The sequence below is a fragment of the Serratia sp. B501 genome (assembly GCF_051172315.1).
GTDB classification, from domain to species: Bacteria; Pseudomonadota; Gammaproteobacteria; order Enterobacterales; family Enterobacteriaceae; genus Serratia; species Serratia ureilytica.
Window position 1 is genome coordinate 509,536 of the sequence record NZ_JBPIZB010000002.1, and the last position, 22,758, is coordinate 532,293.

Below are 22,758 nucleotides of genomic sequence, written 5' to 3' on the forward strand. Positions count from 1 at the left end.
TTCGGCCGATGGCGGCCAATCAATAGCTGAAGGAACACCTATGCGTCTGATTACTGCACTTCCATTGCTGGCGGGCTTAATGCTGAGCACCAATCTGATGGCGGCCGACGCGACGACGGCGACGAAAACGCCTTCGCCGGCGCAGGCGGCCCAACAGAAACGCATGACCGATTGCAACCAGCAGGCATCCACCAAGTCGCTGAAAGGCGCGGACCGCTCCACCTTTATGAGCACCTGTCTGAAATCCGAAGGCGCCGCTGCAACGGGCAAAACCCTGACGCCGCAGCAGCAGAAGATGAAAAGCTGCAACGCCGACGCCAAGACCAAGGATCTGAAGGGCGACGCGCGTAAAACCTTCATGAGCAACTGCCTGAAAAAATCGGCCTGATTTTCCCTCTGCCACGGCGCGTCCGAAGCGATTCCGACGCGCCGTTTCTCCCCCTTCCGCCCCAGCCTGAACGATTCAGCTTTTTCCTTTCTCCAGCCCTTACTTTGCGGCAAGAAATTGGCTATGGTTAGACACTATCGATTGCCGAGCCCCGGCCCGCGGCAATATAATGATTTTCGTTATCATTGAAATGTCAGATTATTAAGGAGTTAAGCTATGGCTGTAACTAAGCTGGTTCTGGTGCGTCACGGCGAAAGCCAGTGGAACCAAGAAAACCGCTTCACCGGTTGGTATGATGTTGATCTGTCCGACAAGGGCCGCACCGAAGCGAAAGCAGCAGGCAAGCTGTTGAAAGAAGAAGGTTTCACTTTCGACTTCGCTTACACCTCCGTACTGAAGCGCGCGATCCACACCCTGTGGAACATCCTCGACGAGCTGGATCAGGCCTGGTTGCCAACCGAAAAATCCTGGAAGCTGAACGAACGTCACTACGGCGCGCTGCAGGGTCTGAACAAAGCGGAAACCGCTGAAAAATACGGCGACGAGCAGGTGAAACAATGGCGTCGCGGCTTCGCGGTGACCCCGCCGGAGCTGACCAAAGAAGACGAACGTTACCCTGGCCACGATCCGCGCTACGCTTCGCTGACCGAGCAAGAGCTGCCGCTGACCGAAAGCCTGGCGCTGACCATCGATCGCGTTATCCCTTACTGGGACGAAGAAATCCTGCCACGCATCAAGAGCGGCGAACGCGTGATCGTTGCGGCGCACGGCAACTCGCTGCGCGCGCTGGTGAAATACCTGGATAACCTGAGCGAAGACGAAATCCTCGAGCTGAACATCCCAACCGGCGTGCCGTTGGTGTATGAGTTCGACGAGAACTTCAAGCCAACCAAACGTTACTACCTGGGTAACGCCGATGAGATCGCTGCAAAAGCGGCGGCCGTGGCGAACCAGGGTAAAGCGAAGTAATTTCGCCGGTTCACGAAAAAGCCCCCGGTTTTCACCGGGGGCTTTTTTATTTCTGCTGCGCCATCGCCTCATTCACCGCATCCAGCCGTTCCTGCATCGCCGGATGAGTGCTGAGCCAGGCAGGCAGCGCCCAGTCATCGGTCTTTTCTCGTTCAGGCGCCTGTGCCAACGCGCGGTAGATCGCCGCCATTTCCGCCAGCGAACGCCCCTGGCGCTGCATTTCCGCTATCGCAAACGCATCCGCCTCACGCTCCATCCCGCGAGAAAACTGCATCTCATTTACGAAGGATGCGGACTGCAGCAACGTGTCGCCGATGCCGCTGACGTCACCCGTCATCCACATCAGCGTCAATGCCACCAGTGACGAGCGCACCAACATGCGCATCGGATGGCGATAAGCGTGATGCCCCATTTCGTGCAGCATCACCGCCGCCAGGCCATCGTCGTTTTTCGACAAGGTGACCAGGCTATCGCTGAGCACCAGCGTGCCGTCCGGCAACATAAAGGCGTTCGGCGCACCGGGCGCCGCCATCAACTTCAGCGAGAGCGGCGTGCGCTCTTGGCGCATGTCGGCCGGCATCACCTGCCGGAACAGCTGCTGCAGCGCCAGTTGCCGCTCTGCCGGCAGTGCCGAGGGTGCGAAGCCGCTCTGCTCCAAGAACGTCTGCGTATGTTCGCCCAGCTTCTGTTCCACCGAGGTGGGGATGCGCATGGCGATCTCGCTGCTCGCCCACGGCAGCACCACGTAAACGTAAGCCACTACCGCCAGCAGCGTCAGCAGCAGCGCCAGGGCGACGCCGCGTTTATGGCGTTCCAGGCGATGCACCCACCCCGGCGAACGGCGCTGATAGAACCAGCGGCGAAAGGCCGCGTCGTCGTCGGGCACAAAACGCCCGCCGCCCTTGAAGGTAAGCGTCAGCGGAATATTGCCCAGCGCGGCAGAAACGGTGATGTCCGTCAGCGGGATGTAACGCTGTTCATCCTGCCGCTGCAGCGTCACGCCTTCGCCGCTTTCGTTCACCAGCAGACGAGCCGCCTCACGTGCGGCCCGCCCCGGCAACTGATAAGCGCCTTCAAGGATCATCGGCGCCTCAGAAGCTGCCGCCCAGATCCAGCGCCTGCACCGCTTCTTCGGCCACCGCGCTGTTGGCGGTTTCCTGATGCGCCGTAATGTCCAGCAGCGCCAGATCGCCTTCAACCGCCGTGCACGCCGCCAGATAACGGGCATGACGCACTTCCGCCACCGGCGCCGCCAAACCGAGCGAGAACAGGGTAATCAGGGTATTGGTGATCAACAATCCCATATACGGCAGCGTTTTCATTGAGGAATGCAGCTTGATGTCGCCGTTCAGCCTTGCCTGGTTAAACAGGTAGTTGCGTTGGGCGACAACCTGGTAGCTGCTGGCCACCAGGGCGCCGATCAGCAGCACCACCATCATCAGCAGAAGGCTGCTGATATTGTCCAGCACCAGCACATCGATGGCTTCGTTGGTCAACATGCCCATCAACACCATCTGATAGAGGGTAAAGAAGAACGAACCGATGCACACCAGCGCGACCAACATGAACGGCAGGAATATGAGCAGGCCGATCAAGGCAAATTTGATAAAGGCCGATTTCTTCAGTTCGGCAATAAACGGCGTGTTCCCGAAAAACAGGTTATTAACGTACAAATCATGCTGCAGTGCGCTAATAATGCCGTTTACCGCCGCAAATGCAGGCACGGCCAAAATCAGCGTCAGCACCAGCATAAATGCGATGGCGTTGATGCTGCCAAGACCGCTGCCAATGCCGAGCAAGACGATCAGACCGACATACAGCCCGATAATCAGCAATAACGGGCAGAACAGTAAAGCCCAATAGGCGCGCCCGGTGCGGCAGACATAATTAAAACGCACGCCGCGATAGCTCGACATAATCGCATTGTAACGCCAGCTGCGGATAACGATCCACGGCAACAGGGCAAGCAACACCAGCAAAGCCAGCAGCCCCAGCAGAGGCGTTATCGCCAGCAAGATATAAAACACGATGATGCCGCCGATCACCAACAGCCGCCCTTTCAGAATTTGCAGCGGCTGCGCATGATAATCGAAACGATCGCCGTCCAATTCCGTGTTGCCGTAAAAATAGCGACGACGACGCACCGTCGCCCAGGCGGAATAGATGCCCAGGGTCAGAGCCGTCAATAACGCGTTGACTAACCAAATAGCGAAGTACTCACCACCTTTCCCATGGAATTTAATCCGATGCAGCCCCAGCGGCTGCGAGGTATTGTTTGTCATAATTCTTTCGTCCTGAAAGGAATAAGGTCATACCACTCCCCACTTATTAGGCCTGCGGGGTTTATGGAATAAAAAAGCGTCTTATATAAGCACAATGCCGAGAGCGGTGACAATTATTCTTTTATTAAATAGGAATAATGCGAAGACGGTCGCCTAATGATTTAATAAGCCTATTGACTGTAGGCCTTAAATTGACAGGAGATATAAAATTTTAAGGTAAATAGAAAAAGGGCCCGCTGGCGAGCCCCTCTTTACGCGATTAACCGCGGCGCGCTTTCACCGCCGCCGCCAGATCGCGCAGCACGGTTTCGGTATCCTGCCAGCCGATGCAGCCGTCGGTGACGCTCTTGCCGTAAACCAGCGGCTCGCCGCTTTCGAGGCTCTGGTTGCCTTCCACCAGGTGGCTTTCGATCATCACACCGATAATCGCTTTTTCACCGCCGCCAATTTGCCCGCAAACATCGGCGCTCACGTCCATCTGTTTTTTGAACTGTTTGCTGCTGTTGGCATGGCTGAAGTCGATCATCACCTGCGCCGGCAGCCCCGCTTTGCTCAGACCGGCTTTGACGTCCTTCACATGCGCCGCGCTGTAGTTTGGCTCTTTGCCGCCGCGCAGGATAATGTGGCAGTCACCGTTGCCGCTGGTGTTAACGATCGCCGAGTGGCCCCATTTGGTCACCGACAGGAAGCAGTGCGGCGCGCCGGCGGCGTTGATGGCGTCGATCGCCACCTTGATGGTGCCGTCGGTGCCGTTCTTGAAGCCGACCGGGCAAGAGAGACCGGAGGCCAGTTCACGGTGCACCTGCGATTCCGTGGTGCGCGCGCCGATGGCGCCCCAGCTCATCAGATCCGCCAGGTACTGCGGCGTGATCATGTCGAGGAATTCGCCGGCGGCCGGCAGCCCGCTGTCGTTGATCTCCACCAGCAGCTTGCGCGCCAGGCGCAGGCCGTCGTTGATGTTGAAGCTGTTGTCCATTTGCGGATCGTTGATCAGGCCTTTCCAGCCCACGGTGGTGCGCGGTTTTTCGAAGTACACGCGCATCACCACTTCCAGCTCGCCGCTCAGTTCTTCACGCAGCGCCAGCAGGCGCCCCGCGTACTCTTTGGCGGCTTGGGTATCATGGATGGAGCAAGGGCCAATCACCACCAGCAGGCGATCGTCGCTGCCGCGGAGGATATTGTGAATTGCGCTGCGGGCCTGGGACACCGTCTTTGCCGCGCGTTCAGTGGCCGGGAATTTCTCCAGCAAAGCCACCGGCGGCAGGAGTTCCTTAATATCATTAATGCGTAAATCGTCGTTTTGGTAATTCATAGCTTTTCCATTCGGTATCGTGGGGTATTTCGCAGTGCGTAACGGTGTAGATCCCAACAATCTAGCCTGTGAGAATGGCGCTGTAAATCACCTTTGCCCCCCGCCGCTGGAACCGCCAAATTAACAGCAGATTGTGCTGTTTCATCTGGCGAGCGCAGAGCCTCCTTTTTCGCTATGCTAGCGATCAGAATATAAAGTGACCCGAGTTGAACATGCCCTCTCTGCTATTAGTTGATGACCACCCGGTGGTTCATGTCGCACTGGAAGCGGCGCTAATGAAATCATCCCGCCCCTACCGCCTGCAGGCGGCGCAGGATGACGTACAGGCGCTGGCCCTGCTGGCCGAGGCCGCTTTCGGCCTGGTGATCCTGGATATCGGCCTGCCGCAGGTCGACGGGCTGCAGCTGTTGAAAAAAATCCGCCGCCGCTATCCGCAACAAAAGATCCTGATCTACACCGCGCAGGAAGCCGATGTCTATGCGCGCATGGCGCATGCCGCCGGCGCCGACGGTTTCGTCAATAAAGGCAGCCCGCTGGCGGAGTTGGTGCAGGCGATCGAACAGGTGCTGGACGGTGAAACCAGCTTCCCCGCCGCCGCGCTGGCCGAAGAGGCGCCGACGGCGGACGGCGGGCTGCTCACCCCTAAGGAACTCGAGGTGCTGGGCTTGCTGAGCCAGGGGCTGTCCAACCTGCAGATCGCCGACCGGCTGCACATCAGCAACAAGACCGTCAGCACGCACAAAAAAAACATCCAGCGCAAAACCGGCGCCGGCAACCTGCTGGAGCTGGTGGCGGTGTTTAAAGAGCTGGCGCCATGATGCGCCGCGCCCTGCTGCTGCTGATCCTGTGGTGCGGCCTGGCGCAGGCGGCGGAGCCGGTGCGCTATCAGCTGGTCAGCAACCTGAATACCCCCGAGAATATGCTGATCGTCGGCGAGAAAAATCCCTGGCGCGATCGCACGCTGCGCGTCGGCATCATCAGTGAGAACACCAGCCCGTACAACATCATCGTGGACGACGATCTGTATGGGCTGAACGCCGACTACCTCGGCTATATTCAGCAGGTGACCGGCATCCGCTTCGCCATTTACGGCTTCGCCGATCTGACCCAGCTGGAACAGGCGCTGCACGACGGCAAGGTCGATCTGCTGTACGGCATCCCGCAGAGCGAAGCGCTGCACGGGCTGGAGATCTCCCAGCCTTACTACATCAGCAACCTGCGCGTATTGCGCGATCGCAGCAACGATAGGCCGGTGATGCTCAATTCCGCCAACGCCCGCGTCGCGATCGGCGCGCTGACCGACATGCAGTCCGGCGGCGCCCTGCAGGCGGTGGCGTCGCAGATCCAGCGCTACGACAACAACCTGCAGGCGGTCTATTCGCTGCTCAACGGCAGCAGCGACTACTTTATCGCCGACGAGGCCAGCGCCAGCTTTATCATCGACCAGTTGCAGCTCGGCCAGCTCTATCAAATTGAAAGCAACGAGAACCTGGGCAACCTCTCCTTCGTGTTCGCCGCCGCCGACCCGCGCCTGATAGACACGCTGGACACCGCCATCGCCGACGCGCCGATGGAACTGATGAATGCCCTGCAGAGCCGCTGGAGCAAAAAGATCCCCAGCTACCTCGATACCGGCAATGCCGATCTGACGACGATGGAGAAGAATTGGGTGGCGAGCCACCGCGTGGTTTACTATGCCGCCATCGAGAACAACTTCCCGTTCGCCTACCGCGGTTCCGACGGCCAGCCGCGCGGCTACGCCATCGATATTCTCAACATCATCGCGCAAAACACCGGGCTGCGTTTCGCGCCGCTGTGGGCGCGCAACGCCGAGCAGGCCGATCAGCTGGTGCAATCCGGCCAGGCCAGCTTCCGCGCCGCCCTGCCGCTGGCGCGCGGCGTCAAGGCGCGCTATGGCGCCAGCATGCCGATCCACCGTTCGCTGTGGGGCGTTTACGTCGGCCAGTATGCCAACGGCGTCTCGACCTGGAGCGATCTGGCCGGCAAGCGCATCGGCGTGCTGCAGGGCGATTTGGCTCAGGGGCTGGTGCCGGAGCAGGAACAGACCGTCAGCTTCGCCGACAGCAAGTCGATGTACGACGCGCTGGCCAACGGCCAGTTGGATGCGCTGGTGGATAACGTCATTTCCGCCAACTTTTTGGCGCTGTCGCGCTATTCCGGCGCCATCAAACTGGCCTTCGCCGCCAACAACATCCCTTATCCGGTAGCGTTCGGCGTACGCCGCGATCAGCCGCTGCTGCTGGCGATCCTCGATAAGAACCTGATGCAAATCCCGGCGGATACCCTGCAATCGCTGCGCGACGAGTGGATCGTCGACCGCAGCAACCTTATCGACGCGGTGAACGACAACCGCATGCCGCCGCAGACCACCTGGCTGCTGGCGCTGTTGGCCGCCGCCACCGTGCTGCTGTTGGCGCTGACGCTGCGCCGTTTCATGCTGCAGCGCCGTGAAAAACGCGAACGCGAAGAGCTCGAGCAGGCGCGCCGCCGCGCCGAAGCGGAAAACCGCATGAAGAGCAAATTCCTCGCCACCGTCAGCCATGAACTGCGCACGCCGATGCACGCCATCCTTGGCCTGCTGGAACTGGAGCTCAAACGCCAACCGGCGCCGGAAGGCCTGCCGGTGATTTACAGTTCGGCCTCATCGCTGCTCAACCTGCTCAACGACCTGCAGGATCACGCCCGACTGGAAACCGGGTCGTTGACGTTGGCGCCAAAACCGGTGGCGCTGCGCCCCTGGGTCGCGCGCATTGACGCCCTTTACCGCCCGCTTATCGGCGAACGGCCGTTGACGTTGAAGGTGACGGCGGATCCGGCGCTGCCGGAGGCGGTGGTCATTGATGGTGAGCGTTTACTTCAGGTGGCTAACAACCTGATAAACAATGCGATAAAGTTCACGACGCGCGGAACCATTCAGGTCGAAGTTGGCTGGCGCGCGCAGGATGAACGGCAGGGAGAGTTGCAGTTAACGGTGAACGACAGCGGCTGCGGCATCGCCGCCGATGAAGTAGGCAAGCTGTTTCAACCGTTTTACCGCGCGCGCGGCGCGCAACGCATCTCGGTGCAAGGTACCGGTTTGGGCCTGTCTATCTGCAAAGAAATCGTCGAACAGATGGGCGGCCGCATAGAGCTGCACTCGCAGCCGGGCGTCGGCACCCGCGTCGAGGTAGTGATACCGGTCGAGCTGAGCGGCGACGCGCCGGCTGGCGCCCAGGAGGAGCACACCTTTGCTCTGCCGTCTTCCGCCTTGCGTACCGCGCTGATCGACGATCATCCCACCAATTTGTTGCTGCTGGAACGCCAACTGCGCCACTTCGGGCAGCAACCCGCCCGCTTCGAACAAGGCTATGCGTTGCTGAAGGCCCAGCGACGGCAGCCGTTTGACCTGCTGTTTATCGACTATAACATGCCGCGCCCGGACGGCCTGACGCTGGCCAGGCTGATCCGGCGCGACGAACAGCGGCTGCAGCGCCCGCCTTGCCGCATCGTGCTCTGTTCGGCGGACGTGCAGGAGTTTACCCGCATCCCGCCGGGGCTGGTGGCGATCGATCACTTCCTGACCAAGCCGATTTCGCTGACGGCGATCGGCCAGGTATTGGCTCAGCAACCTCAGGCTCAGGAAGAAAAGTCAGTCCTTACTGACCTACGGCAAACGCTGGCCGACATGGCGGGCGGCGATGGCGCCATGCTGCAGCGGCTGGCGCAGACGCTAGGCGATACGCTGCGGCAAGACCGGCAGCGGCTCGCGGACGCCGTCGCCGCGAACGACTGGCCTCGCCTGGAGCAGGCGGCACACCGCATCAAGGGCAGCCTGCTGATGCTGCAGCTGCCGGAAGCCGCGCAGCTATGCCAACAGCTGGTGGATACCGCACGTCGGGGCGAGCTTGCCGCCGCCGCTTATACTAAATTAAAGGCGTTAGTGGCGCAGATAGAACCGGAGCTGGACGCTCTGCTCGCCGCCGCCCCCTCTTTCGCTATGCATAAGGATGAATAATGTCGGACACTCCACACGTACACCTGCCGAAAGACAGTAATAGTAAACGCCTACTGACCGCTTTTTTAGTCACCGCCGTCTTTATGGTGGCCGAGGTGGTCGGCGGCCTGTTGTCCGGCTCGCTGGCGCTGTTGGCCGACGCCGGCCATATGTTGACCGACGCCGCCGCGCTGCTGGTGGCGCTGATGGCGGTGCACTTCTCCCAGCGCAAACCCAACGCGCGCCACACCTTCGGCTACCTGCGCCTGACCACGCTGGCGGCCTTCCTCAACGCCGCGGCGCTGCTGGTGATCGTGGTATTCATCCTGTGGGAGGCGATACGGCGTTTCTTCGAACCACAGCCGGTGATGGGTACCCCGATGCTGATCATCGCCATAGCGGGGCTGCTGGCGAACCTGTTCGCCTTCTGGCTGCTGCATCGCGGCAGCGAAGAGAAAAATATCAACGTGCGCGCCGCCGCGCTGCATGTGCTGGGCGACCTGCTCGGCTCGGTGGGCGCTATCGTCGCGGCCATCGTTATTCTCGCCACCGGCTGGACGCCGATTGACCCGATCCTGTCGGTGCTGGTCTCCTGTCTGGTGCTGCGCAGCGCCTGGCGGCTGCTGAAGGAGAGCTTCCACGAGCTGCTGGAAGGCACGCCGCAGGAGGTCGACATCGCCAAGCTGCAAAAAGACCTGTGCCTGAACATCCCGGAAGTGCGCAATATCCACCACGTACACGTCTGGCAGATCGGCGAACAGAAGCTGATGACGCTGCATGCGCAGGTGATCCCGCCACATGACCACGATGGACTGTTGCAACGCATCCAGGCTTATCTGTTGCAACACTACAAGATCGGCCACGTGACCATTCAGATGGAGTACCGGCACTGCGAGACGCCGGACTGCGGTATCAATCGGGCGCCGGAGCCGAGTGAACACTCACATGCCGAAGCGCATTCGCACCTGGGGCATCGCCACTAAGCCAGGAGGGCGCCATCACGGCGCCCTCTGCGTTGTTACGGAGCGGAAGATAACGGATTGGAATGGTTGCGCCCGGCGCTCTTGATCCACAGCCAGGAGCCGTTCAGCGCGATCAGCGTCAGAATGACGTACTCCAGCGCCATCGCGTAAACGCCCTGGTAAGCGAAGATCGCCACGCTGATGACATCGATCACCACCCACAGCAGCCAGTTTTCCACGTACTTGCGCGTCATCAGGATCATCGCCACGATGGACAGCACCATCATCGCCGAATCCCAGAACGGGAAGGCGTCCGGCTGCAGCGTCGGCATCTGTACGTTCAGCCCCAGCCCTTGCATCACCGCCACCGCAATCTGCGTCAGCCAGGCGAACACGCGGTCGATGTTAAAGGTCATCAGGCCAATGCCGATGACGCACACCGCCGCCCAAGCCAGCGCTTTCGGCAGCGGCAGCCAGCGGATCTGCAGCTCAGCCTGATTATCCTGCGTCTGGCGGCTCCAGGCATACCAACCGTAAATGTTGGCGCCGAAGAAAAACAGCTGCAGCAGCAGACTGGCGTACAGCTGGATCTGGAAGAAAATCACCGCGAACAGCGTGACGTTGATCAGGCCGAACAGGTAGTTGACGATTTTTTCCTTGCTGGCGTACCAGATGCACAGCAACCCGAACAGGGTGCCGATGGCTTCGATCCACGACAGATCGTAGCCGCCCGCGCCAAGCGGAATGTGCACCAGAATATTGCTGGTACTGAAGAAGCTCATGAGGTCATCCTTTTAAACGGTTAAGCGTTGCCTTTAACCTGCATCTTAAGCTGAGCGGCGAAATCCAGCATGCGGTTCAGCGGCACCAGCGCCTTTTCACGCAACGCAGCGTCCACGTGGATCTCATGCTGTGCGCCCCCCTGCTCCAGACCTTCGGCAATCGCCTTCAGGCCATTCATCGCCATCCACGGGCAATGCGCGCAGCTGCGGCAGGTCGCGCCTTCTCCGGCGGTCGGCGCTTCGAACAGCTCCTTGTCCGGACAGGCCTGCTGCATCTTGTAAAAGATACCGCGATCGGTGGCGACGATCAGCTGTTGATGCGGCAATGTTTTCGCCGCCTGAATCAACTGGCTGGTAGACCCCACCGCATCCGCCAGCTCGACCACCGCCTGAGGCGATTCGGGATGCACCAGGATAGCCGCCTGCGGATAGAGCGCCTTCATGCGCCGCAGCGCCTGGGTCTTGAACTCGTCATGGACAATGCAGGCGCCTTGCCAGCACAGCACGTCGGCGCCGGTCTGCTTCTGCACATAGCTGCCGAGATGGCGATCCGGCGCCCAGATAATTTTCTCGCCCAGGCTATCCAGATGCTCGATCAGTTCGACAGCGATGCTGGAGGTCACCACCCAGTCGGCGCGCGCTTTGACCGCCGCCGAGGTGTTCGCATAGACCACCACGGTGCGATCGGGATGGCTGTCGCAAAACGCATGGAACTCCTCTTCCGGGCAACCCAGGTCAAGCGAACATTCGGCAAACAGGGTCGGCATCAGCACCTGTTTTTCCGGGCTGAGGATCTTGGCGGTCTCCCCCATGAAGCGCACGCCGGCCACCAACAACGTGGAAGCCGGATGGGCGCTGCCGAAGCGCGCCATTTCCAGCGAATCCGCCACGCAGCCACCGGTTTCTTCCGCCAGCGCCTGGATTTCCGGATCGGTATAGTAGTGGGCGACCATCACCGCATTGCGCTGCTTGAGCAAGGTTTTGATCTTTTCGCGATAAAAGGCTTTTTCCGCTACGTCCAGCGGTACCGGTTTGGGCGGGAAAGGATACACCGCCGCGTTGACATCAAACATTTCACTCATCGCTGCAATCTCATGCTAGGCTGGGCGCCTGCCATTTGAATATCGCCTGCCGCAACGCCCTTCGTTTTATATACTAAACAAAATACCTAAAATTGCGCGAAAAGTCCGCTGATATTTTCAAATTTGCGCACTTGGTGTTTAATAGATTAAAAACACTGGAATGAGCCGCGCAGAACACAGTGGATAATGGCCTGGCGAAGACGCATAACGCCCAGGGAAGACCCGGATGCCGATTGGCGCAGAGTTGAAACGAGAAAGCAGGGATTCAGGTTGGGGTGCTGCAGAGGCGAAAAAAGCGCCAAAAGGCGCTTTTTTCTGAATTGGTGGGTCGTGCAGGATTGATTCGGCCTGTGGCCTCACCCTACGGGCAACGCTGCGCGTTGTCGTATCGCTGCGCGATGCTCGAACCTGAACGCAGGATCTCACCCGCACGACTCAGTGGGCTATGTCAGCAAGAAGATAAAGGCAGAGCCAGGTAGGCGCAGATGCGAAAAAAGCGCCAAAAGGCGCTTTTCTCTGAATTGGTGGGTCGTGCAGGATTCGAACCTGCGACCAATTGATTAAAAGTCAACTGCTCTACCAACTGAGCTAACGACCCGCAGTGTGGTGGGTGATGACGGGCTCGAACCGCCGACCCCCTCCGTGTAAAGGAGATGCTCTACCAACTGAGCTAATCACCCACTGCTGTGGTACTGCTATTTTTCACATCCTGCTCTATCAAAGAGTGGTGGGTCGTGCAGGATTCGAACCTGCGACCAATTGATTAAAAGTCAACTGCTCTACCAACTGAGCTAACGACCCACTGATGTGGTTTACTGCTGATGGCGAATAGGCTACAAAAACCGACTCGCGGAAAACAAGGATGGGGATGTTCAGGACAACTCGACGGGTACTCGACTCGGACCTTTACTTTGCCACATCAAACCGATTCTGAAGCTGCCATTCTCTAAGAATGGTGGGTCGTGCAGGATAACTCGGCCTTTGGCCTCGCCCTTGCGGGCCATCACCGGAGTGATGTTGTCTCGCTGCGCGAGACTCGAACCTTTACGGTTCTCATCCTTTACGATTCTCTATCGCAGCCATTCTCGAAGAATGGTGGGTCGTGCAGGATTCGAACCTGCGACCAATTGATTAAAAGTCAACTGCTCTACCAACTGAGCTAACGACCCATAACAGTGGTGGGTGATGACGGGCTCGAACCGCCGACCCCCTCCGTGTAAAGGAGATGCTCTACCAACTGAGCTAATCACCCACTGTTGTGGTTACTGCTACTTCAGAAATTGGTGGGTCGTGCAGGATTCGAACCTGCGACCAATTGATTAAAAGTCAACTGCTCTACCAACTGAGCTAACGACCCAATTTCCCTGCCGCTTTAACATCTTGCAAGATGTCTTGGCAACGGCGGCATATATTACTAATTTATCTTGGCAGCGCAACCTAAATTTTTTACCGATGCGTTCAACTGCTTGTTCTTCACGCGAATGAGCCCAGAAATCGGTCAAATCGACTAACTTCTGGGCTCATTTTTCTAACCGTTAACCGCCTACGCGACTTTTCGCCTGCTTGGCCGCCGCACTGGTTGGGTATTGTTTAATCACCTGCTGGAACACGGCCTTGGCTTTATCGGCCTGCCCTTTTTCCTGCATGATGATACCCACCTTGTACATGGCGTCCGGCGCCTTCGGTGATTTAGCGTAATTCTTCACCACCACCGCAAAATAATAGGCCGCATCGTCTTTTTTACCCTTGTTGTAGAACAACTGGCCCAGCCAATAGTTGGCGTTGGGCTGGTAAGTAGACTTCGGGTACTGTTTTACGAAGGACTGAAAGGCGGAAATCGCCTGGTCATACTGTTTTTTTTCCAGCGCCAGAGAAACAGCGGCGTTGTAGTCGCTGTTCTCATCACCGCCGCTCGGCGTTGCAGAAGCGGCTGCAGGCGCGCTGCTGCCCGCATCGGAAGATGCGCCTGCGGCTGCCCCGCCGGCAGCGCCCGCTGCCGCAGAGGCGCTCTGAGCGCCGCCCTGGCTGAGGCTATCCATCTGTTGATAGATTTGCTTCTGGCGTTCAACGACCTGATTCAACTGATACTGGCTTTCCTGGATTTGCCCACGGAGAGAATCAATGTCGCGTTGATTGTCAGAGAGTTGTTGCTGGAGTTGGTTTAAAAGCTGGCCTTGAGCATTGCTGATGCGCTCAAGCGAGGTGACGCGGTCTTCGACCGAGCCGGAGCCGACATTACTGATTGGCGCTTGGGCAGTAGCGGCCCAAGGGGCCGCTACGCCAACCAGTAACGACAGACTCAACAGGTGACGTCTGAAGTTACTGTTCATGCGATTCTCTTAGTAAACCAGAACGGCACGACGGTTTTTAGCATAAGCCGCTTCGTCGTGGCCCAGTACTGCTGGTTTTTCTTTACCGTAAGAAACGATAGAGATCTGGTCAGCGGAAACGCCTTTACCCTGCAGGTACATTTTAACGGCGTTAGCACGACGCTCACCCAGAGCGATGTTGTATTCCGGCGTGCCGCGTTCGTCAGCGTGGCCTTCAACGGTCACTTTGTAAGACGGGTTGTTACGCAGGAATGCAGCGTGCGCGTCCAGCATCTGAGCGAATTCGGAGCTTACGTCATACTTGTCCAGGCCGAAGTAAACGATGTTGTTCTTCTGCAGTTCTTGCATCTGCAGACGAGCTTGTTCTTCGGAAGACAGGTTGCTGCTGCCGTTTTCCATACCAGTGCCGGCGCCAGCGCCCATACCAGATTGGTCGTTGTTCGCGCTTTTGTTAGAACTACAAGCTGCTACAGCCAGAACTGGCAGTGCCAGCAGAAGCCCTTTCAGCACTTTGTTCAGTTGCATTTCTTTGATCCTTTTATAGTTTGCCATACATATTTACACATGCATCACAGATACGGCGACCAGGCAGGGAATTTGACCTGTCCATCAGTTGCCGGAAGACGCGCTTTGAAACGCCCATCAGTTGACACCAACTGCAGCACGGAGCCCATACCTTGCGTGGAGCTATAGATCACCATGGTGCCGTTTGGCGCAATACTAGGCGTTTCATCCAGGAAGGTGCCGGTCAAAACCTGAACGGCGCCTGATCCAAGATCTTGTTTGGCGATGTGTTGTGCACCACTGTTGGTGCTGACCATCACCAGGAATTTACCATCGGAGCTGACTTCAGAATCCTGGTTCTGAGAGCCTTCCCACGTCAGACGCTGTGCGGCACCGCCGCTGGCGCTGATTTTATAAATCTGCGGACGCCCGCCCTGGTCGGAGGTAAACGCCAGAGACTGGCCATCCGGGAACCAGGTCGGTTCGGTGTTGTTGTTGCGGCCATCGGTCAGCTGCGTGATCTGGCCGGAGCCGAGGTTCATCACGTACAGGTTCAGGCTGCCGCTCTTGGACAGCGCGAAGGCCAGCTTGCTGCCGTCCGGCGAGAACGCCGGCGCACCGTTGTGGCGCGGGAACGAAGCGATCTGGCGGATAGCGCCGTTAGCCAGGGTTTGCACCACCAGCGCGGAACGGCCGCTCTCGAAGGTCACGTAAGCCAGTTTACTGCCGTCCGGCGACCAGGCTGGCGACATCAGCGGCTCAGGCGAACGGTGCACCGTGAACTGGTTGTAACCGTCGTAATCCGCTACGCGCAGCTCGTACGGGAATTTCCCGCCGTTGGTCTGCACCACGTAGGCGATACGGGTGCGGAACGCGCCCTTGATGCCGGTCAGCTTCTCGAACACTTCGTCGCTGGCGGTATGGGCAGAATAACGCAACCACTGTTTGGTCACTTTATACTGGTTCTGCGCCAATACGGTACCCGGCGAACCCGAGGTGTCCACCAACTGGTAGGAGATCAGGTAGCTGCCGTCGGCGCCAGGTTGAACCTGACCGACCACTACGGCGTCGATGCCCAATGCAGTCCAGGCCGCCGGCGTCACTTCAGACGCGGAGGTGGGTTGCTGCGGCATGCGCGCCACGTCGATCGGGTTGAATTTGCCGCTGTTGCGCAGATCCGCGCCGACAATCTTGCCGATATCTTCCGGCGGCGTGCCTGGGCCCGCCCATTTAAACGGCACCACGCCAATCGGACGAGCGGAGTCGACCCCTTGGGTGATTTCAATGCGAACTTCCGCGTGCAACACGGACGCCCACAGAATTAAAAAACCTAGCGCTACTCGAAATGCCTGCTTCATCTCATCTCCCTTATCCAGGCGGGATGCCTGCGATAAATTAGCAGAATTTTAACAAACCAACTTACGTAAAACTACATAATCCCTGTTGGTTACCTTAGTACATCCCTGTGATATTACTCAGCTCAAACAACCATTATTGCGGCTTGAACGTAAGGGGAGCATTCTTAAACACCTCATAAACCGCCTGGCTTGGCGGTTTAGGGATCTTCGCCTGTTTCGCCGCGGCTATCGCCGCCTGACACAGTGCCGGATCGCCCCCTTCAGATTTTACGTCTACCAGAAAACCGTCCGGCGCCAGCTTGATTCGCAGGTCACATTTACGGCCCTTGTACAGATCCGCATCGTAGAACTTGCTTTGAATCGCAGCGGTAATCTGGCCAAGATAGCCATTGATTTCCGCCCCGCTGGCGCCAGCCGTTTTGGCATTGCCCTGGCCAGCCGGTTTACCGTCACCCTTCTGCTTGCCGCCACCTTTCGGCGCGTTCTTGCCGTCCGCCAGGCCACCAAACAGGTCATCAACTTCCGCCGATTGCTTCGCAGCCTCGGCGGCGGCTTTTTTCTTCTCTGCAGCGGCTTTCTTGGCTGCCGCAGCTTTCTCAGCGGCGGCCGCTTTCTTCTCTGCCTCGGCGGCAGCCTTCTTCTCGGCTTCCGCTGCGGCTTTTTTCTCGGCTTCAGCGGCCGCTTTCTTCTCCGCGGCCTCTGCGGCTTTTTGCTCTGCGGCAGCGGCGGCGGCTTTCTTCGCCTCTTCCGCCTGTTTCTTGGCGGCGGCAGCGGCGGCCGCTTCTTTCTTGGCTTCCGCTTCGGCTTTCTTCTGCGCGTCCGCCTGCGCCTTGGCGACCTTGTCCGCTTCGGCCTTCGCCTTGGCGGCGGCGGCTTCGGCGACCTTCTGTTGCTCTTTGGCTTTCGCTGCGGCGGCTTCCGCCGCTTTTTGCTGCTCGGCGGCCTGTTTCTGCTGCTCCGCTGCCTTCTGCTGTTGCTCAGCCTGCGCCTTGGCGTTCTGCGCGGCTTTCTCCTGCGCCGCCAAACGCTCTTTCTCCAGCTCTTTCAGGCGCTGCTGTTGCTCCGCCTGCTTCTGCTGAAGCTCTTCGGCCTGTTGCTCCGCTTTTTTCTGGCGCTGCTTCTCGGCACGCTGCGCATCGTTGCTCTGCTGCTGCTGGCGGTTGTACTGTTCCACCACGGCGCCGGGATCGACCATCACCGCGCCCACGACAGAACCATCGCCGCCGCCGCCGGCGCTCATGTCGACCTTTTCCTGCAGCGATCCCCAAATCAGCAGGGCAATCAGTATGAAGTGCAGAACGACCGAAACAATAACGGCGCGGTTCAGCTTATCGTTTTGCTCAGTTGCCTTTACCAAAATAGATTCCCAAAAACTGGTGTTGCTTATACGGGGTTCCTGGGCCGCAGCGCAGGAACCGGGTTGCCGTTCGCCTTACGGTCAGATCGGCTGGGTCATCAGCCCCACGGAAGCCACGCCCGCCTGATGGAGAATATTCAATGCCTTGATAATCTCATCGTAAGGGACTTCCTTCGCACCGCCGATCAAAAAGACCGTTTTCGGGTTAGCCGCCAAACGCGACTTGGCTTCGGCCGCGACTTGTTCAGGCGGCAGCAGCTCCATACGGTTGTGATCCACCACCAGGGTGTATTGACCTACGCCGGAAACCTCGAGGATCACCGGCGGATTGTCATCGCTGGACACCGTTTTGGAATCGGTGGCGTCCGGCAGGTCAACCTCCACGCTCTGCGTGATGATTGGCGCGGTTGCCATAAAGATCAGCAGCAGCACCAGCAACACGTCGAGCAGCGGAACGATGTTAATTTCGGACTTCAGCTCGCGCCGACTACGTCCACGTACTCTCGCCATGCTACCTCCTACTTATTTGCTGTCGCTGGAGAAGGCCTGACGATGCAGAATAGCGGTGAACTCTTCCATAAAGTTGTCGTAATTCTGCTCAAGCTTGTTGACGCGCTGGTTGAGACGGTTATAGGCCATTACCGCCGGGATGGCGGCGAACAGACCGATCGCGGTGGCGATCAGCGCTTCGGCGATACCCGGCGCCACCATCTGCAGCGTGGCTTGCTTCACCGCGCCCAGCGCGATAAAGGCGTGCATGATCCCCCACACGGTGCCGAACAGACCGATGTACGGACTGATCGAACCGACGGTGCCGAGGAACGGAATATGGGTTTCCAGCGTTTCCAGCTCACGGTTCATCGAAATGCGCATCGCACGCGACGCCCCTTCGATCACCGACTCCGGCGCATGGTTGTTGGCGCGGTGCAGGCGGGCGAACTCTTTGAAGCCGGAATGGAAGATCTGCTCGGAACCGGTCAGGCTATCGCGACGCGCCTGACTTTCCTGGTACAGACGGGAAAGCTCGATACCGGACCAGAATTTGTCTTCAAAGGCTTCGGCGTCACGCGTCGCCGCATTGAGGATGCGGGTGCGCTGAATGATGATCGCCCAAGAGGCTACCGAGAAGCATATCAAAATCAACATGATAAGCTTAACCAGCAGGCTCGCCTTCAAGAATAAATCTAGGATGTTCATGTCAGTCACTGCTTAAACTCCGCGACAATAGACTTAGGAAGCGCTCTTGGCTTCATTTGGTGTGGATCAATACAGGCAATCAGGACATCTGCCTGGCTCAGTAGGGCCCCGTCAGAATTGACAATGCGTTGAGCAAACGTGAGAGAAGCCCCGCGCAGAGAGGTGATTTCACTCTGGACCTCCAGTTGCTCGTCAAGACGAGCCGGAGCCAGATAATCCACCGTCATGCGCCGGACGACAAAAGCGACTTGTTCACTGAGCAGCTGCTGTTGATGAAAGTTGTGCTGACGCAGCATCTCTGTGCGCGCTCTTTCAAAAAAGGCGACGTAGCGGGCGTGATAGACCACACCACTGGCATCGGTATCCTCGTAGTAAACGCGAACCGGCCATCGAAACAACGTATTACTCACTCTACTTCCCAGCAATGCAATTTAACGCTGCTACTATACGCAAGACGGATCGGGTTGGGAATGGGTTACAAGATGGGAATGAAAATAATTATGGGCCGTGAGGGCCCATAACGTGGGGACATCGGGGAGATTATAAAGAAACGTAAAGTAATCCTGCGCACAAGATCACAATTGCAGGAAGCGGCGCGAAAAAAGCGCGCCAGACGCTGCGCTGCGGGCGGAATCCGAAACCGTGGATCACTCCGGCGCATACGGCCCAAATCAGCAACAGCCCTTCCCAAATCTCCAGCGAGCTGGTTTTGGCGGCGAAACGCGTCGGATCCCAGAACACGCACCCCGCCAAAATCAACGCCAGCACCAGGGAAAGGGCCCGAACCGGGCCCTTGTCGGTGACAGCGTACAGCTTGTCAATCACGGACGAGCTCATTACTTACCGTCTTGCTGAGCTTTGGTCGCTTCGCTCTGCTCAAGCGCCAGCGCCGTGATGATGCCGAAGGCGCAGGCAAGAAGCGTTCCGAGAATCCAGGCAAAATACCACATGGTTTAGCTCCTTATCCTTAGTACAGCGAATGCTTGTTGTTTTCGATGTAGTTCTTGTCGAGACGACCGAACATTTTGTAGTACGACCAGCTGGTGTACGCCAAAACGATAGGCACGAAGATCGCCGCCACGACGGTCATCACTTTCAGCGTCAACAGGCTCGACGTCGCGTCCCACATGGTCAGGCTGACGTTAGGCACGGTGCTGGACGGCATCACGAACGGGAACATGGTGACCCCGGCGGTGAGGATGACGCAGGCGATGGTCAGCGACGAGGTGACGAACGCCAGCGCGCCTTTCTCCAGACGCGAGAACAGGATGGTGAACAACGGCAGCACCACGCCCAGTGCAGGCAAGGCCCACAGCAGCGGATACTTGTTGAAGTTGATCAGCCATGCGCCGGCCTGATGCGCCACTTCTTTACGCAGCGGGTTGGATTCCGCCATGGTGTCCAGCGCCGAAGTGATCACGTAGCCGTCGATGCCTTTAACCAGCCACACACCCGCCAGCAGGAAGCATACCGCCATGATCAGCGTCGCGATCTGCGCTGCGGCGCGTGACCGCAGGTGGATCTCGCCGGTGGTGCGCATCTGCAGGTAGGTCGCGCCCTGAGTGACCAGCATGGTCAGACTGACCACGCCTGCCAACAGACCGAACGGATTCAGCAGTTGGAAGAAGTTGCCGGTGTAGAACAGACGCAGGTACTCGTCCACATGGAACGGCACGCCCTGCAGCAGGTTGCCGAACGCCACGCCGAACACCAACGCAGGCACGAAGGAACCGATGAAGATGCCCCAGTCCCACATGTTGCGCCAGCGGCTGCTCTCCAGCTTGGAACGGTAGTCAAAACCGACCGGGCGGAAGAACAACGCCGCCAGCACCAGGATCATGGCGACGTAGAAGCCCGAGAAGGCCGCTGCGTAGACCATCGGCCAGGCGGCGAACAGCGCGCCGCCGGCGGTGATCAGCCACACCTGGTTACCGTCCCAGTGAGGGGCGATGGAGTTGATCATCACCCGGCGCTCGGTATCGGTTTTACCGATGATGCGCACCAGGATGCCGACGCCCATGTCGAAACCGTCGGTGACGGCGAAGCCGATCAGCAGTACGCCAACCAGCACCCACCAGATAAATCGCAGTACTTCATAGTCAAACATACGTGGACTCCTGTTTAGCGCGCTTCCTGCACGGCGGCAGTCGGTTGTTCAAAGTGGTAGCGGCCGGTTTTCAGGCTGCTTGGACCCAGACGCGCAAACTTGAACATCAGGTACATTTCAGCCACCAGGAACAGGGTGTACAAGCCGCAAATCAGCCCCATCGAGAACAGAATGTCGCCCGCGGTCAGCGAAGAGTTGGCGACTGCGGTCGGCAGCACCTCACCAATCGCCCACGGTTGACGGCCGTATTCCGCCACGAACCAGCCGGCTTCCACCGCGATCCACGGCAGCGGCAAGCCATACAGCGCCGCACGCAACAGCCATTTTTTCTGGCCGATGCGGCCGCGCACCACGCTCAGGAAGGACAGACCGATAATCAGCAGCATCAGCACGCCACAGGCCACCATGATGCGGAAGGCGAAGTACAGCGGCGCCACGCGTGGAATGGAGTCCTTGGTCGCCTGCTGGATCTGCGCTTCCGTCGCGTCGCTGACGTTCGGGGTATAACGCTTCAGCAGCATGCCGTAGCCCAGGTCTTGCTTGGTTTTGTTGAATTCCGCACGCACCGCAGGATCGGTATTGCCGCCGCGCAGCTCTTCCAGCAGCTGGTAGGCTTTCATGCCGTTGCGGATGCGCACTTCATGTTGCGCCAGCAGATCTTTCAGGCCGGTGACCTGAGTGTCGGTGGAACGCGTGGCGATCAGGCCAAGCGCATACGGGATCTGAATAGAGAAGGAGTTTTCCATCTTGTCCTGATCGGGGATGCCGAACAGGGTGAAGGACGCCGGCGCCGGCTGGGTATCCCACTCCGCTTCGATGGCGGCCAGTTTGGTTTTCTGTACGTCGCCCATTTCGTAACCGGATTCGTCACCCAGCACGATCACCGACAGCACCGCAGCCATGCCGAAGCTGGCTGCGATGGCGAAGGAGCGTTTGGCGAAAGCGATGTCGCGGCCCTTCAGCAGGTAGTAAGCGCTGATGCCCAGCACGAACATGGCGCCGGTGGTGTAGCCTGCAGCCACGGTGTGAACGAATTTCACCTGCGCAACCGGGTTAAGGACCAGCTCGGAGAAGCTGACCATCTCCATGCGCATGGTTTCGAAGTTGAAATCCGACGCGATCGGGTTCTGCATCCAGCCGTTGGCGACCAGGATCCACAGCGCGGACAGGTTGGAGCCGAGTGCCACGAACCAGGTTACCGCCATGTGCTGCACCTTGCTCAGACGATCCCAGCCGAAGAAGAACAGGCCGACCAGCGTCGATTCAAGGAAGAACGCCATCAGACCTTCGATAGCCAGTGGGGCCCCGAAGATATCGCCGACGTAATGAGAGAAATATGACCAGTTAGTCCCGAACTGGAACTCCATGGTCAAACCGGTGGCCACACCCAGAGCAAAGTTAATCGCAAATAACTTTCCCCAGAATTTGGTCATGTCTTTATAGATTTGTTTGCCAGACAGGACATATACCGTTTCCATAATTGCCAGCAAGAACGCCATACCGAGCGTTAATGGGACAAATAAGAAATGGTACATCGCCGTTAAAGCAAACTGTAAGCGCGACAGTTCGACAATATCAAACATCTTGACTCCTTGCTCCTCGCAGGAAGACTCCGACACGCGGTTATCGGCACGCTTCTTTCAAAGCCGCCAGTAACGCCCCGCAGTGAATGCCCTTAAACACAACAAATTTGATCCAGCTTCTCCGCTTTCAACCGCACACTCGGCCAATAGCCCGCACGGGCCGTCGACAAGCACGCCACTGAAAACCGACAACGGGTAACAAATGCAACAAGATCAACCATCCATAATCACAACATGGATGATACTCGCCCAATCCCACACAATAAATAGGTTTTTACGTGACGTGGGTTGGACTTTTGGTTACAGGTCAAATCTTAGCCGAAAGAGGTACTTCGGCCTAATTTGATCTGAGACAATTTAAGCCTATCCGCATATTATTTCCATATTCATCAGCACATTTCGCATAATTTTCTTAGGGTCATGTTGCGCAATGGTTTAATTGTTTTTTAATGATATTTTTGTGTTAAATAAATGTAATTCAAAAGAGCCGCCATTGTATTATTACGCACTTATTATGCGACATAATTAACCTTTTATTTCCAATAAGCCGT

General features: G+C 58.0%; 21 protein-coding genes, 6 tRNA genes and 2 other RNA genes. 5 read left to right on the forward strand and 24 right to left on the reverse strand.

Annotation, left to right across the window (positions count from 1 at the left end; translation table 11 throughout):
• Positions 1-40 precede the first annotated feature (40 nt).
• Both ACSBQV_RS08945 and gpmA read left to right on the forward strand, forming a co-directional pair.
• Positions 41-388 (forward strand): PsiF family protein, encoded by a 348-nt coding sequence (locus tag ACSBQV_RS08945; protein ID WP_033642211.1) that lies wholly within the window; start codon positions 41-43, stop codon positions 386-388.
• A 216-nt stretch (positions 389-604) separates the two neighbouring features.
• Positions 605-1,357 (forward strand): 2,3-diphosphoglycerate-dependent phosphoglycerate mutase, encoded by a 753-nt coding sequence (gene gpmA / locus ACSBQV_RS08950; RefSeq protein ID WP_004939834.1) that lies wholly within the window; start codon positions 605-607, stop codon positions 1,355-1,357.
• Between the two features lie 46 nt (positions 1,358-1,403).
• Here gpmA and ACSBQV_RS08955 read toward each other — a convergent pair whose 3' ends face one another.
• From ACSBQV_RS08955 to aroG, 3 genes are all read right to left on the reverse strand, one after another.
• Positions 1,404-2,441, reverse strand: a complete 1,038-nt coding sequence (locus tag ACSBQV_RS08955; RefSeq protein WP_099785350.1) for a M48 family metallopeptidase — start codon at positions 2,439-2,441, stop codon at positions 1,404-1,406.
• A 7-nt stretch (positions 2,442-2,448) separates the two neighbouring features.
• The gene (locus ACSBQV_RS08960; RefSeq protein WP_099785352.1) at positions 2,449-3,639 is read right to left on the reverse strand and encodes a YjgN family protein; all 1,191 of its coding nucleotides are present in this window, start codon (positions 3,637-3,639) and stop codon (positions 2,449-2,451) included.
• 259 nt (positions 3,640-3,898) lie between these two features.
• Positions 3,899-4,951, reverse strand: a complete 1,053-nt coding sequence (gene aroG / locus ACSBQV_RS08965; RefSeq protein WP_025301893.1) for a 3-deoxy-7-phosphoheptulonate synthase AroG — start codon at positions 4,949-4,951, stop codon at positions 3,899-3,901.
• A gap of 212 nt (positions 4,952-5,163) precedes the next feature.
• Between aroG and ACSBQV_RS08970 the strand changes: the two genes are divergently transcribed.
• Genes ACSBQV_RS08970 through zitB form a run of 3 tightly spaced genes read left to right on the forward strand, consistent with a single transcriptional unit; the run spans position 5,164 to position 9,928 of the window.
• Positions 5,164-5,769, forward strand: a complete 606-nt coding sequence (locus ACSBQV_RS08970) for a response regulator (protein ID WP_099785354.1) — start codon at positions 5,164-5,166, stop codon at positions 5,767-5,769.
• Positions 5,766-8,966: an ATP-binding protein gene (locus ACSBQV_RS08975; protein ID WP_099785356.1), complete on the forward strand. Its 3,201-nt coding sequence runs from the start codon at positions 5,766-5,768 to the stop codon at positions 8,964-8,966. The genes ACSBQV_RS08970 and ACSBQV_RS08975 overlap by 4 nt, the downstream gene beginning before the upstream one ends.
• Positions 8,966-9,928, forward strand: coding sequence for a CDF family zinc transporter ZitB (zitB, locus tag ACSBQV_RS08980; RefSeq protein WP_033652340.1), 963 nt, complete (start codon positions 8,966-8,968; stop codon positions 9,926-9,928). Before ACSBQV_RS08975 ends, zitB begins: the two co-directional genes overlap by 1 nt.
• A gap of 35 nt (positions 9,929-9,963) precedes the next feature.
• Here zitB and pnuC read toward each other — a convergent pair whose 3' ends face one another.
• From pnuC to cydA, 21 genes are all read right to left on the reverse strand, one after another.
• Entirely contained in the window at positions 9,964-10,689 is a 726-nt protein-coding gene (gene pnuC, locus ACSBQV_RS08985; protein ID WP_033652339.1) for a nicotinamide riboside transporter PnuC, read from the reverse strand.
• Positions 10,690-10,709: 20 nt separating this feature from the next.
• A complete protein-coding gene (gene nadA, locus ACSBQV_RS08990; RefSeq protein ID WP_015376982.1) occupies positions 10,710-11,771 on the reverse strand; it encodes a quinolinate synthase NadA in 1,062 nt (353 codons plus the stop codon).
• Positions 11,772-12,092: 321 nt separating this feature from the next.
• Positions 12,093-12,217: non-coding RNA, RtT sRNA (locus ACSBQV_RS08995), on the reverse strand.
• A 76-nt stretch (positions 12,218-12,293) separates the two neighbouring features.
• Positions 12,294-12,369: transfer RNA gene (locus ACSBQV_RS09000), tRNA-Lys, on the reverse strand.
• A gap of 6 nt (positions 12,370-12,375) precedes the next feature.
• Positions 12,376-12,451: transfer RNA gene (locus ACSBQV_RS09005), tRNA-Val, on the reverse strand.
• Between the two features lie 45 nt (positions 12,452-12,496).
• A tRNA-Lys gene (locus ACSBQV_RS09010) sits at positions 12,497-12,572 on the reverse strand.
• Between the two features lie 152 nt (positions 12,573-12,724).
• A non-coding RNA gene (locus ACSBQV_RS09015) (RtT sRNA) lies at positions 12,725-12,849 on the reverse strand.
• 15 nt (positions 12,850-12,864) lie between these two features.
• Positions 12,865-12,940: transfer RNA gene (locus ACSBQV_RS09020), tRNA-Lys, on the reverse strand.
• Between the two features lie 7 nt (positions 12,941-12,947).
• Positions 12,948-13,023: transfer RNA gene (locus ACSBQV_RS09025), tRNA-Val, on the reverse strand.
• Positions 13,024-13,052: 29 nt separating this feature from the next.
• A tRNA-Lys gene (locus ACSBQV_RS09030) sits at positions 13,053-13,128 on the reverse strand.
• A gap of 178 nt (positions 13,129-13,306) precedes the next feature.
• Positions 13,307-14,101: a cell division protein CpoB gene (gene cpoB, locus ACSBQV_RS09035; RefSeq protein WP_004939852.1), complete on the reverse strand. Its 795-nt coding sequence runs from the start codon at positions 14,099-14,101 to the stop codon at positions 13,307-13,309.
• 9 nt (positions 14,102-14,110) lie between these two features.
• Positions 14,111-14,626, reverse strand: coding sequence for a peptidoglycan-associated lipoprotein Pal (gene pal / locus ACSBQV_RS09040; RefSeq protein ID WP_004939853.1), 516 nt, complete (start codon positions 14,624-14,626; stop codon positions 14,111-14,113).
• Between the two features lie 44 nt (positions 14,627-14,670).
• The gene (gene tolB, locus ACSBQV_RS09045; protein WP_004939856.1) at positions 14,671-15,963 is read right to left on the reverse strand and encodes a Tol-Pal system beta propeller repeat protein TolB; all 1,293 of its coding nucleotides are present in this window, start codon (positions 15,961-15,963) and stop codon (positions 14,671-14,673) included.
• A 133-nt stretch (positions 15,964-16,096) separates the two neighbouring features.
• Entirely contained in the window at positions 16,097-17,320 is a 1,224-nt protein-coding gene (gene tolA / locus ACSBQV_RS09050) for a cell envelope integrity protein TolA (RefSeq protein WP_099785358.1), read from the reverse strand.
• A gap of 81 nt (positions 17,321-17,401) precedes the next feature.
• On the reverse strand, positions 17,402-17,830 hold the full coding sequence (tolR, locus tag ACSBQV_RS09055) for a colicin uptake protein TolR (RefSeq protein ID WP_004939859.1): 429 nt from the start codon (positions 17,828-17,830) through the stop codon (positions 17,402-17,404).
• 12 nt (positions 17,831-17,842) lie between these two features.
• Positions 17,843-18,526 (reverse strand): Tol-Pal system protein TolQ, encoded by a 684-nt coding sequence (gene tolQ, locus ACSBQV_RS09060; protein WP_004939862.1) that lies wholly within the window; start codon positions 18,524-18,526, stop codon positions 17,843-17,845.
• Positions 18,523-18,927, reverse strand: coding sequence for a tol-pal system-associated acyl-CoA thioesterase (gene ybgC, locus ACSBQV_RS09065; RefSeq protein WP_004939863.1), 405 nt, complete (start codon positions 18,925-18,927; stop codon positions 18,523-18,525). The genes tolQ and ybgC overlap by 4 nt, the downstream gene beginning before the upstream one ends.
• Before the next feature lie 130 nt (positions 18,928-19,057).
• A complete protein-coding gene (ybgE, locus tag ACSBQV_RS09070) occupies positions 19,058-19,354 on the reverse strand; it encodes a cyd operon protein YbgE (protein WP_004939866.1) in 297 nt (98 codons plus the stop codon).
• Positions 19,354-19,467 carry a cytochrome bd-I oxidase subunit CydX gene (gene cydX, locus ACSBQV_RS09075; RefSeq protein ID WP_004939868.1) on the reverse strand — a complete coding sequence of 38 codons (114 nt, stop codon included), beginning with the start codon at positions 19,465-19,467 and terminating at the stop codon, positions 19,354-19,356. Before cydX ends, ybgE begins: the two co-directional genes overlap by 1 nt.
• A 17-nt stretch (positions 19,468-19,484) precedes the next feature.
• Positions 19,485-20,624: a cytochrome d ubiquinol oxidase subunit II gene (gene cydB, locus ACSBQV_RS09080; protein WP_015376980.1), complete on the reverse strand. Its 1,140-nt coding sequence runs from the start codon at positions 20,622-20,624 to the stop codon at positions 19,485-19,487.
• A 14-nt stretch (positions 20,625-20,638) separates the two neighbouring features.
• Positions 20,639-22,207: a cytochrome ubiquinol oxidase subunit I gene (gene cydA, locus ACSBQV_RS09085; protein WP_004939873.1), complete on the reverse strand. Its 1,569-nt coding sequence runs from the start codon at positions 22,205-22,207 to the stop codon at positions 20,639-20,641.
• Positions 22,208-22,758: the final 551 nt, after the last annotated feature.